The 11,347-nt window shown below is 68.7% G+C and carries 9 protein-coding genes; 5 read left to right on the forward strand and 4 right to left on the reverse strand.

The window, feature by feature from the left end:
• The first annotated feature begins 20 nt into the window (after nucleotides 1-20).
• The 3 genes from IT306_13560 to IT306_13570 all read left to right on the forward strand — a co-directional run bounded on the left by IT306_13560 (nucleotide 21) and on the right by IT306_13570 (nucleotide 3,030).
• Nucleotides 21-935, forward strand: coding sequence for an ABC transporter ATP-binding protein (locus IT306_13560; protein MCC7369449.1), 915 nt, complete (start codon nucleotides 21-23; stop codon nucleotides 933-935).
• Nucleotides 936-1,097: 162 nt separating this feature from the next.
• Complete coding sequence (locus tag IT306_13565) at nucleotides 1,098-1,829, forward strand: ABC transporter permease (protein MCC7369450.1); 732 nt, start codon at nucleotides 1,098-1,100, stop codon at nucleotides 1,827-1,829.
• Nucleotides 1,830-1,851: 22 nt separating this feature from the next.
• Nucleotides 1,852-3,030, forward strand: coding sequence for an ABC transporter substrate-binding protein (locus IT306_13570; GenBank protein ID MCC7369451.1), 1,179 nt, complete (start codon nucleotides 1,852-1,854; stop codon nucleotides 3,028-3,030).
• A 280-nt stretch (nucleotides 3,031-3,310) separates the two neighbouring features.
• On the opposite strand, the gene IT306_13575 is transcribed toward IT306_13570, so the two are convergent.
• From IT306_13575 to IT306_13585, 3 genes are all read right to left on the reverse strand, one after another.
• Nucleotides 3,311-3,865 carry a hypothetical protein gene (locus IT306_13575; GenBank protein ID MCC7369452.1) on the reverse strand — a complete coding sequence of 185 codons (555 nt, stop codon included), beginning with the start codon at nucleotides 3,863-3,865 and terminating at the stop codon, nucleotides 3,311-3,313.
• A 65-nt stretch (nucleotides 3,866-3,930) separates the two neighbouring features.
• A complete protein-coding gene (locus IT306_13580; protein ID MCC7369453.1) occupies nucleotides 3,931-6,108 on the reverse strand; it encodes a hypothetical protein in 2,178 nt (725 codons plus the stop codon).
• Between the two features lie 183 nt (nucleotides 6,109-6,291).
• Nucleotides 6,292-6,717 (reverse strand): xanthine dehydrogenase family protein molybdopterin-binding subunit, encoded by a 426-nt coding sequence (locus tag IT306_13585; GenBank protein MCC7369454.1) that lies wholly within the window; start codon nucleotides 6,715-6,717, stop codon nucleotides 6,292-6,294.
• 47 nt (nucleotides 6,718-6,764) lie between these two features.
• Here IT306_13585 and IT306_13590 point away from each other — a divergent pair, with 47 nt between their 5' ends.
• Together IT306_13590 and IT306_13595 are read left to right on the forward strand one after the other, a co-directional pair.
• Nucleotides 6,765-7,193 (forward strand): nucleotidyltransferase domain-containing protein, encoded by a 429-nt coding sequence (locus tag IT306_13590; protein MCC7369455.1) that lies wholly within the window; start codon nucleotides 6,765-6,767, stop codon nucleotides 7,191-7,193.
• On the forward strand, nucleotides 7,165-7,530 hold the full coding sequence (locus tag IT306_13595) for a HEPN domain-containing protein (GenBank protein MCC7369456.1): 366 nt from the start codon (nucleotides 7,165-7,167) through the stop codon (nucleotides 7,528-7,530). The genes IT306_13590 and IT306_13595 overlap by 29 nt, the downstream gene beginning before the upstream one ends.
• A gap of 932 nt (nucleotides 7,531-8,462) precedes the next feature.
• Here the strand turns inward: IT306_13595 and IT306_13600 are convergent.
• Complete coding sequence (locus IT306_13600; GenBank protein MCC7369457.1) at nucleotides 8,463-10,790, reverse strand: xanthine dehydrogenase family protein molybdopterin-binding subunit; 2,328 nt, start codon at nucleotides 10,788-10,790, stop codon at nucleotides 8,463-8,465.
• Nucleotides 10,791-11,347: the final 557 nt, after the last annotated feature.

Here is an 11,347-nt window from a genome sequence, read left to right on the forward strand (position 1 = left end):
CCGCTGGAGCGCAACGACTGATGGCGAGTGGCCCTGCTGGGCGTGTGGCCCTGGCGGGCGTGTGGCCCTGGCGGGCGTGTGGCCCTGGCGGGCGTGTGGCCCTGGCGGGCAGGAGGGTGACGGTGAACCAGATTCGTCTCGCGAACGTCTCGCTGGAGTACCCCACGGACCGGGGCGCGGTGCGCGCCCTCGACCGGGTCTCCTTCAGCGTGCGTGATGGCGAGTTTGTGGCGCTGGTCGGGCCGAGCGGCTGCGGCAAGAGCACGATCCTCCGACTGATCTCGGGGCTGCTCGTGCCGACGACGGGCTCGGTGCAGCTTGACGGGCAGCCGGTCAACGGCGTGCCGCCGAGCGTCGGCTTCATGTTCCAGCACGATGCGCTGCTGCCGTGGTCCACTGCGCTCGGGAACGTCCTGGTGGCGCTGGAGCTGCGCGGTGTCGCGCGGGCCGAGCGCGAGGGCCGCGCCCGCGACCTCCTCAAGCTGGTCGGGCTGGAGGGCTTCGAGGACGCCTATCCGGCCACCCTGTCTGGCGGCATGCGGAAGCGCGTCGCGCTGGCGCGGGTGCTCGCCTACGACCCCTCGGTTTACCTGATGGACGAGCCGTTCGGGGCGCTCGACGCCCAGACGAAGGTCGCGATGGGCGCTGAGCTGCTGCGGATCTGGGACGACCTGGACCGCACCGTCCTGTTTGTCACGCACGACATCGAAGAGGCGATTGGCCTGTCCGACCGGGTGCTGGTGATGAGTCGGCGGCCCGGCCGTATCGCGTCCGAGTACCGGATCGACCTGCCGCGCCCGCGCGACTTCTACGAGGTCCGGTTCACACCCCGGTTCCAGGAGCTGCACCGGGCGATCTGGCGCGATCTGGCAGAGCAGACGCAGCTGGCCGGCGCATCGCCGGTCGGCGCATCGCCGGTCGGCGCGGCGAGCTAGCGGAGGACGACGATGAGCACTCCATACGGCGCTGCTCGCGCCCTCTCTCGCGCGGCCGCCCAGGCGGCGGCCCCCGGTCAGCGGACGACGCCAGCGGCAGGCGCTCAGGAGACGACGGTCGCGCGACGCTGGCGGCAGCGACTGATCCTGAACGGCTGGCGGCTGGCGCTGACCGCGCTGCTGCTGGTGGCCTGGGAGGTGGCCGCGACCACCGTCACAACGCCGTTCTGGGTCAGCCAGCCGAGCCGGGTCTTCGAGCGTCTGCTGACGCTCACCGCCAGCGGCCTGCTGTTCTGGCATGTCTGGGCCACCCTCCAGGCGGCCCTGCTCGGGCTGGCGCTCGGGGGGGTGGTCGGGGTGGGCCTGGGGCTGCTGCTCGGGGGGTACCCACGGGTCGCCGCCGTCCTCGATCCGCTGCTGATGGGGCTGAACAGTCTGCCGCGCGTGGCGCTGGCGCCCCTGTTCATCATCTGGTTCGGGATCGGGCTGCCGTCGAAGGTCATCCTGGCCTTCTCGCTGGTGGTGTTCCCAGTCCTGATCAACACCTACCAGGGCGTGCGCGGGGTTGACCGCGACCTGGTGGACATGCTGCGGACGATGCAGGCCTCGCCGTGGACGGTTGCGCGGCGGGTGACGATACCGTCAACGCTGCCGTGGATCTTCGCCGGGCTGCGGATCGGGCTTGGCATGAGCCTGATCGGGGCGGTCGTCGGCGAGCTGGTCGGCTCCAGCCGGGGCGTCGGCTACTACGTCGAAGCCGCCGCCGCCAACTTCGACACGACCGGCGTCTTTGCCGGGCTGGTCGTCCTGATGATCCTGACCATCGCGCTGAGCGAGCTGATGAAGCTGGCCGAGGCGCGCCTGTTCCGCTGGAAGTCGTCCGAGGCCCGCTAGAGCCTCAGACGGGAGGCGTCCCATGCAGACCACCACACGCACCACTGACACCAGTATCGCGAATGCAGCCGCCGCCATCGCCAGCGTTGCCGCGCACCGTGACGCCCCGCCTGTCGGAGCAGCAGGATCGGCTCGCCGCTCGCGACGCGCGCTGCTGGGCCAGATGGCCGCGCTCGCCGTACTGCCGGCCGTCGGGTCGCTGGCGGCCTGCACGCCAGGCGGTCGGACCGAGCCGGCCGGCAAGCCCGCCGCGCCGGCCACGGCCCCCGCGCCGGCCGACGCCCCGAAGTCCGGGACCGCGCCCGTGCCCGGCGCGCTCAAGACGCTGGAGGTGGCCACGGTCTACCCCTATCTTGGCTACCTGCCGCTCTACGCCGCCATGCAGCGCGGCCACCTGAAGGACCGAGGTCTGGCGCTGGAGCTGCGCGAGTTCAAGGGCGGCGGCGACGCTGGCAAGGCGTTCGTGGGTGGGGCCGCCGATGTGCTAATCGGCTCGTACGATCACGTCCTGAAGCTGCGCGACCAGGGGATGGACGTGGTGGCCGTGGCGAACGTCGAGGCGACGTACGCCTACGCGCTGATGGCGAAGAAGTCGGCCACCCTGACCGGGCTGGAGGCACTGGCGGGCACGAAGCTCGGCACGACCGGCCCCGGCTCCTCGACGGACATCAACCTGCGCTTCGGGCTGAAGCAGCGCGGCATCGATCCTGAGCGCGGCGTCGAGCTGATCTCGGTCGGCGGGGGCGCGCCGATGCTGGCAGCCCTCGACAACGACCAGATCGCGGCCGGCATGTTCCTCGATCCACTCCTGACGCAGCTCTTGCAACAGCCGGAGCGCTACCAGGTCGTCCACGACTTCCGCTCGCTGGAGTACCCGCTGCTCTGCGTGACACTGCGTCGCGACTGGCTCAAGGCGAACGAGGCGACGGCGCGGAGTCTGCTGGCTGGCCTGGTGGCCGCCGAGTCCGAGCTGCAGGCCGATCCGGCAGCAGCCCAGGCGGTGGCCCGCGAGAAGTTCGGGGACATTCCGGCAACAACCCTGGAAGCAGCGGTCGTCAACACGCTGCCACGCCTCTCGAAGGACGGTAAGATCGGCGAGAAGGCGCACCAGACGGTGCTCGATCAGCAACTGTTCGCAGGCGTGGTGAGCAAGCCAGTCGCCTATACCCAGGCCGTGGATCTGTCGTACCTGCCGGCGTAGGTACGTGGGTCGTAGGGTCGTGGGTCGTGGGTCGTGGGTCGTGGGTCGTGGGAATGGTGTGGTGAAAGCACGCGACTCTCGGTTGTCATCCTGAGCGCAGCGAAGGATCTCACCCGCTGACCGTCAAGATCGCGTCAGCGAGTTGGACACCAGATACCCTGTACCGGGGTCCAACTCGCTGACGCGAGCGGTGACGCGTGCCTGGCCCTGTCAGGCCGCTGCTTCCGACGCCACATAAGTGAGGACGTATCTCGGGACCGCCTCGGGCCGCGTCCCCCTGTCACTTGCCAGATCGCCTGCTCGACATATACATCCAGATGCTGTGGTCGAGCACGGCGCTGCTGATACCCATGAGCGCAGCCGTGCGGACGATCAAGTCTTGGATGTCCTGGTACTCCGAGGCGTTGATACCTGCCTGTTCCACGAACTTCGCTATGTGCACATCGACGGCGACAGCTGGCAACCCCACGATGAGCTGGATGTAGTCCACCGTCTTGCGTCCGATGCCGACGATGGCTGCCAGTTCTTCCAAATGCTGGGGATTGCTGAGCCAGACGCGAAGATCGGAAACCGTCTCAACTCCGTGCCGATGGAGTAACTCCGTCAGCACGGCAATTGTCTGCAGTTTCTTCGAGCCGCTCCAAGACAGTATCTGCCCAAGACCGTGCTCCATGGCAACGCACAGGAAGCCGGACGTTGTCGCGGCCGATGGATGCGCCTTCATGAGATTCTCGATGCGCGGCCAGACCACGTTGAGGTAGTTGACGCCTGGCTGCAGCCCGGCATCGCAGATGAGCGCGCCCATATGCTCGTATGGCTCGCCGATATCTACCAATCGTCACTCGGGAAGTTGCCCGATGTACTGTTTGAGCGCATAGGCAGAGGCCACGAGAAACACACTCACGAGAAGCCGCCGTTCGGGCCGCCGCCCACGAAGGTTGACCAGGAGCCGCAGCGGTCCACGACGTTGAGGCGGACCGTCGCCGATCCAGCGGCGGCACGACGAATGTTGAACGTGGTGGTCGTGGGAAGGCCGTTCAGGCTGACGGCGAACGCCCCGGTCCGGCCGGTCTGACCGCCGATGTCCACCAGGGCGTTCGTCGTCTGGGTGACCTGCACCGAGAGCAGTCGATTGTTCGCGCCGGTGGCGGCGAGATCGACGCGCAGGCTGCCGCCGACGGGGGCCGTGCTGACGGAGACCGGCGGGCGGGGCGAGCAGGCGACCGGCGGGAGCGTCGCGGTGGCGGTGGGTGTCAGCGTCGCGGTCGGCAACGAGGTGGAGGTCGGTGAGGGCGAGGGGGTGAAGGTTGGCCCGGGGGTGGCGGTCGGCGCGCCGGCCGCCGTCACGGTGAAGGTCGCGGCGCTGGCGCTCCAGGCGTAGTTTGTGCCCCAGCCGGGCGAGAACGTCCCGAGCATGATCGTGTAGACGCCCGGCGCGGCGTTGGCCGGCACGCTCCAGGTCGTCTGGACCGTGCGATGCTGCCCCGCTGCGAAGCTCTGGTTATCGAACCACTGCTGATGGACCTTCGCCCAGGTGGGCGAGTAGACCTCGACATCCAGCAGGTAGCTGCCGGCCGTCCCGGTACCGAACGTGGCCGAGACGGTGGTGCTGCCGCCGGCCGCCACCGTGAACGGAGCCGTTACGGCGCTCTGGGTGTAGGCGCCCGGCAGGATCGTCGGGGTCGGCGTCGCGCCGGCTGGCGTGGCGGTCGGCGTCGGGGTCAGGGTGGGCGGGCCGCTCACGCCGGACGGCACGCTCATCGCGCCGGCCGTGTAGTAGGCCGCCGCCCGGTTGTGGAAGAATCCGCCGTCGTCGTCGGCGTTGTACGAGGTCTGGGAGTTGCCGTTGATGGCGGCCGGGTTGGTCACGCCATCGCCGGCGGCGTCAGTCGGGCTGGTGGCCCAGGCGTGTCCAGCCCCGAACAGGAACGCCAGGACGCCCGCGTCGACGTACATCTGGAGGCGGGCGCGAGACGGCTCGTCCAGGAGCTTTTCGACACGGTTGTCCTGGAAATGGTGGTCCGTGTTGTTCATCGCCAGCATCCTGGTGTTGCCGAGCGGCACCTGCCACAGCACCATCCGCTTGCCGCTGCCCTGCACGAACCGCCCGACGAACCGGGCGTGGCGGGTGAAGTCGGCGTCGTTCCACCAGGCCTCCGCGCCCATGCCGTAGTAAGTCTGGTCGAAGGCCGAATCGTGGTCGCTCAGCTCGCCGAACGCGATGTCGAAGTCTGCGCCGAGGGAACGGTAGAAGGCGGCTGCGCGGTCGCCCAGCACGTCCACCTGGCTGTTTGACGGATCGTTCAGGGTGATGTCGGAGCCGGTGCCCCAGTCCGAGAGGTGGTAGGCCAGGATGACGTTCGGGGCGTACAGGTTCCGGAGCCGAACCACCGCCTGCGCGACTCCCACGACGGTATCCGGCAGCCCGCTGACCTCTGAGACGCCGGTCGCGCCGACCTTCGCCGCGACGGTCGCGGCGTTGTCGCTGCTGGCGGCCTGTTGGGCATACCCCCACATATCCGGCTCGACGTGCAGGACCACCGTGTTGTTCGGGAACGCGCCGGCCCGCTGGAAGAACAGCTTGAGGTCGGCGTAGTACGCCTGCATCGTGGAGGTGTTGTTCAGGTTGCCGAGGACGGCTGCCGCCTCCGCGCCCGAGCCGTTGGCCGGCGCCGAGTGATAGATCATGTAGTACGTGAAGACCGGTGTCACGCCGCTGGCCACGGACTCCTGCACGTAGTACGTGACAAACTGGCCGTCGGCGTTCCAGGTGGCCCAGCCGTTGCCGGTGTTCACGCCGCCGGCGAGATACTGGTAGCAAAAGCCGAACGGCGCGCGGGCCATCATGCCGGCGGCCTCGTTGGGCACGGATGCGCGGCCAAGCTGGAGCGAGCGCAGGCTGGATGGCCAGCTCGCCGGGATAGCCGGCAGGCTGGCCTGGGCGTGAGCGACCGCTGCGCCGCTTGAAGGTGCTGCGAACGTCCCCAAGCTCGATGTCACGCCGCCCGCTGGCCCCGCCACGAACAGCGCCGCCAGGACCAGTATGGCCAGGAGCACATTCGCGAAGCGAGCGAGCACGTCGAGTATCCAGCGCGACAGTCTTGAAGCCACGTCCCATCAGGGAGAACGGCGGCCAGCCGACGAGAGTGACGAAGGGTAGCGTCCCGGGGGCGCGGCATTCACGGGCGGCGACGGGGATGGCGAGCAAACGTCGCGCGGGGATGTGTCCCCCGCGCTGCGTCTTTGCGCCGTGACGCCCCGTCAGGCGTGGTCGGCGATGGCGAGGGCCACCCGCTCAGGGGTGAGCGGCAACGTCGTCAGGCGGACGCCCGTCGCGTTTGCCAGGGCGGCCGGGGCCGGGATGATCGGCGGCTCGCCGACCCCGCGCGCCCCGAGCGGCCCCTGCGGCGCGGGCACCTCGACGATGATCGTCTCGATGTTCGGCACATCGGCAGCCGTCAGCTTGCGATAGTCGAGCAGGCTCGGGTTCATCAGGCGGCCCGCGTCGCTGTACATCAGGCCCTCGGTCAGCGCGAAGCCGAGGCTCTGCACCGCGCCGCCCTGGATCTGGCCCTCAGCCCCGAGCGGGTTCAGCGTCTGTCCCGCCTGATCTGCGACGGTAACGTCACCGGCTCTGGCAGCGTGATACGGCTCTCCGTAGGCTATGATCTCTCTGGGGGCATTCACTCGCCTGCGGACCCAGGCGGGCAGTCAGGAAGGGATCAGGCGTGGCGATTGAGCGTGTAAGCGAGCACGCCGACGCGCGACGAGGCACGGGTGCGACCGTAGCTGAACCGCAGCTCGCCGAGGTTGTGCGCCGCCTGGTCAACGCGCTCCGGCCAGAAGCGATCTACCTCTTCGGATCGCGGGCGCGCGGCGACCATCAGGCGGACAGTGATTACGATCTGATGATCGTGGTTCCAGCCTCCGACCTCGCGCCGCACCGCAGAGCGCAGTTCGCGCACCGCGCTCTGCGGGGCATCCGAATCGCGGCCGACATCCTGGTGTGGACACACGACGAGTTTGCGCATTTCCTGCCGGTGCCCGGCTCGCTCGCCGCGACCGTCATCCGCGAAGGTCAACTGCTGTATGACGCTCGATCCCCGGTCGGAACTGACGCGCCAGTGGCTCCGAGTGGCCGCCGACGATCTGAGTCTTGCTGACCTCGCCAATGGCGCCGACCCGCCGATGTTGTCAGGTGTGGTCTACCATTGCCAGCAGGCGTTCGAGAAGGCATTGAAAGCGTTCCTGGTCTGGCACCGTCAGGCCGTCCCGCGCACCCACGCATTGCCCGACCTTGTCATCCTCTGCGATCAGATCGACTCGGCCTTCGGGGCACTCTCGACGGTGGCTGCGCAGGTCACGCCGTACGGGACGGCGTTCCGCTACCCGCCAATCGCCGTCGGCCCGACCGATCTCGACGCGCTCGAAGCGCTGGATGCCGCCCGCGATGTCATGGCGTTCGTCCTGGCTCGCCTGCCTGGCACCGTCCATCCCTGACGTCAGCCCGACCCTGTCGGCGGTCTCGGTCGGCGCTCAGTCCTTGTTCATGGTATTCGGCGCAGCGATGCGAGTTGGAAGCCGGGCGGACGATGGCAGGACGCCGCCTTGCCCCATTCCTTGCCTTGTTACCCGAGGAGCGGCACGAGGCAGCCTCGACGGTCAGGCCCGCGGCCTGGAGCCCGGATCCACGCGGCTCCCATCTCACCTCGTGCCTGGCATCGCGCCGATCTCGATCCCAGTCGCCGCGCCGTACCGATCTCGCACCCGGACGGTGGCATGGCGGCTCCCGGAAGAGATGTCGCAGCGTGACAGCCGCGATGCTACTCCGTCCATCTCCCGGTCGCGCAGCGTGAGAACACTGTCTGGACACCGGCCCGCGGATCGCGTGCCATCGACTCGTGGCTCAGTCCTCGCGATCGTCCACATGACCAACCAATGCACCGATTATCGGCAGATCTCCGCGCCGCGCCTACCGCGTTCCGGTGCTTGGGCGCGGCAGTGCACCACGTCGCTTCACCGGTACGGCGCAGCGCCTCCAGAACGTCGAATCACCGCCTCTCTCCTTGGCCGTCCGCGCAGCCGAGCAGCGACGGTGTCATCTGCTCCGACTCCCCCTCCTCATCGCAAGGGGCAGGCGCTGGTGGACGAGCCTCCCTCCCGGCGGGTACTCCTTCTCAAGGAAGGCCATCCGCCATGTCACCTGGCATCAGCGCAGACCCAAGCGAGCACATTCTGACGGTTCGAACCCAATTCAGGCCCGAATCCCTTCGGGTCACCGCAGCGGCTCTGCGCCATGCTGCGCCTCATTTGCACGCCCTTGCACACGTTCCGGCCGCGTCTGCGCCGAGTGTAGCCGCGGGTCGCCGCACGAAAAGGCCCCCTCCCCGCGAACGGGGAAGGGGGCTGAACTGTTCAGCGTGGGTCGCTACTCAGTGGCCGTTGCTGGGGCCATTCGCGGCAAGGGCCAACGCCACCCGCTCAGGGGTGAGCGGCAGCGTCGTCAGGCGGACGCCCGTCGCGTCCTCCAGGGCGTTCGCCAGGGCGGCCGGGGCCGGGATGATCGGCGGCTCGCCGACCCCACGTGCCCCGAGCGGCCCCTGCGGCGCGGGCACCTCGACGATGATCGTCTCGATGTTCGGCACGTCGGCAGCCGTCAGCTTGCGATAGTCGAGCAGGCTCGGGTTCATCAGGCGGCCCGAGTCGCTGTACATCAGGCCCTCGGTCAGCGCGAAGCCGAGACTCTGCACCGCGCCGCCCTGAATCTGGCCCTCTGCGCCCAGCGGGTTGATCAGCTTGCCGACGTCCTGCGCGCAGACGAAGTCGGTGAGCGTGATCTGGCCGGTGTCTGGATCGACCTCGATGCGGGCAAGCTGGGCCGCGAAGGCCGGCGCCTGCACCGAGACGCCAGCGGCCCCCAGCCCGATGATCGGGCCGAGCGACGAGGCCAGCGCCGTCGCCTTCTTGGCGACCGCCGCGAGGGTCATCGACTTGCCGGGCACACCCTGCACCACCACGGCGTTGCCGTCGATGTCCAGGTCGTCGATCGAGGCTTCCAGCTCGGTGGCCGCCACGTCGAGCGTCTTGCGACGAGCGTCCTTCGCGGCCTCCAGCACGGCGGTCCCGACCGAGTAGGTCGTCTTGGAGCCGGCGCTCAGGCCGGTCCACGGCGAGCTGTCGGTGTCGCCGGTGACGATCTTGACCTTGCTGATATCGACGCCGTAGGTCTCGGCGGCGATCATCGCGAGGCCCTGGTTGGTGCCGGCGATGTCCACCGAGCCGGTAAAGACGGTCAGCGTGCCGTTAGTGTCGAGACGCATGGTGGCGCTGGACGGCTGCGCGCCCGGCACCCACCCGCCGACGGCGATGCCGGTCCCACGCAGGACGCCGTCCTGCCTGCCGCTCTCGCGCCAGGCGTCGCGAGCGGCCCAGAGCGGATGCTCGATGAGCTTCTGGAGGCACTCCTTCGCGCCGTTGACGGCCCAGGGGCGGTCATGGGCCATCAGGTCGCCGCCCTTCTGGAGGTGGGCCAGCTTGTAGGTGGCCGGGTCCAGCCCGAGCTGCCGCGCGATCTGATCCATGTGCGAGTCGATGACGAAGGCCGTCTGGGGGGCCATCGGGGCGCGGTAGGCGGAGATGCTCGGCTTGTGGGTCAAGACCTCGAACAGCTTGACCTCGAAAGTGGGCCACTGGTAGACGCTCGCCAGGAAGACGCCGCTCATGGTGAGCATCGCGCCGGAGTAGGCCCCGGCCTCGATGACCGTCTCGCCCTCCAGCGCCATCGGGGTGCCGTCCTGCTTGACGCCGGTCTTCAGCTTGATGGTGACGCTCGGGGCCGGCATACCAGCCTCAAGCTCCTCGCGGCGGCTCATGATGTACTTGACGGGCCGCCGCGTGACCTGCGAGAGCAGCACGGTGATCGGCTCGGTCAGGGCGCGGATCTTCGCGCCGAAGCCGCCGCCGCACTCCAGGGGGATCACCTTGATGTCGGGCTCGGGGATGTGGAGGATGTCCGCGATCTCCGAGCGGGTGTTGAACGCGCCCTGGGTGCTGGCCCAGACCGTCACCTTGCCCGTCTGATCGACGTGCGCCATCGCCCCGTGCGTCTCGATGTATCCCTGGTGAACCATCGGGATGTGATAGGTCTTCTCGAGGACCAGATCGCTGGCCGCGAAGGCGGCTGCCAGGTCGCCGCGCCCCAGTTTGGCCGTCTGGGTGACGTTCGGCGCGGTGGTGAGCGTCTCGCTCTCGGTCGGCGCGATGCCCGAGTGGGCCAGCGCCTCGGAGGTGTCGGCCTCGGTGCCCTCGTCGGCCACGCGCGGGGCGTCGGGCTGCATCGCCTTGATCGGGTCGATGGCGGCCGGCAGCACGTCGTACTCGACCTCGATCAGGTCGAGCGCTTCATCCGCGATCGCCAGCTCGTCGGCGGCGACAGCGGCTATCGGCTGTCCGGCGAAGACGACGCGGTCGATCGCCATGATGGCGTGGCCGCGCGTCTTCGCGCCGTGCTCCAGGGTGGGGATATCGGCGGCGGTGAGGACGGCACGCACACCCTTGAGGGCCTTCGCCTTGCTGACGTCCAGCTTCGTGATCCGCGCGTGCGCGTGTGGACTCCGCAGCAGGCGCGCGTGAAGCATGCCCGGCAGGATCAGGTCGTTGACGTACTGCGTCTTTCCGACAACTTTGTCTGGCGCGTCGTAGCGGGGGATCTCGAAGCCGATGCCGCGCACGTCGCGGCTGGTCTTCATGACAGTTGCCATTCCGCCTGGGCCTCCCCTTGATGCTGACGGTGCAGTCTGATAGGGAGTCTATCGAGGCGGGCAGGCTGTCGCAAGCAGCGGGCGCGGCGCATGGCGCGCGGGGGATACCCCCTTCGACAGAATTGACAGTTTGACACAATGGCAGGGAGTCGATCCCCAGGGCGATTGCATGTTCATTGGTGTTCCCGAAGCATCATGGAGCGGGCGGTCGGGGACTGAAGTCCCCGCCTACAGTCACGCCGTCGCTGCGCGACGGCCGTCAGGAACGGCCGGCACTGGTGCGACTGGAGCGTCGCGCAGCGACTGCATGCGTGTAGGCGGGGGTTTCAAGCCCCGACGCGGCGGCACGACGCGCTCAACATACGATTGCACTGGCGCTGCCCTCAGGGCGATTGCATGTTCATTGGTGTACCCGAAGCATCATAGAACGGGCGGTCGGGGACTGAAGTCCCCGCCTACAGTCACGCCGTCGCTGCGCGACGGCCGTCGGGAACGGCCGGCACTGGTGCAACTGGAGCGTCGCGCAGCGACTGCAGGATCGTAGGCGGGGCTTTCAA

The organism is Chloroflexota bacterium (genome assembly GCA_020850535.1).
Taxonomy (GTDB): Bacteria; Chloroflexota; UBA6077; order UBA6077; family JACCZL01; genus JADZEM01.

Coding starts and splice junctions, on each gene's coding strand:
- IT306_13560 (MCC7369449.1), top strand. CDS start 21: ATGGCGAGTGGCCCTGCTGGGCGTGTGGCCCTGGCGGGCGTGTGGCCC.
- IT306_13570 (MCC7369451.1), top strand. CDS start 1,852: ATGCAGACCACCACACGCACCACTGACACCAGTATCGCGAATGCAGCC.
- IT306_13600 (MCC7369457.1), bottom strand. CDS start 10,790: ATGGCAACTGTCATGAAGACCAGCCGCGACGTGCGCGGCATCGGCTTC.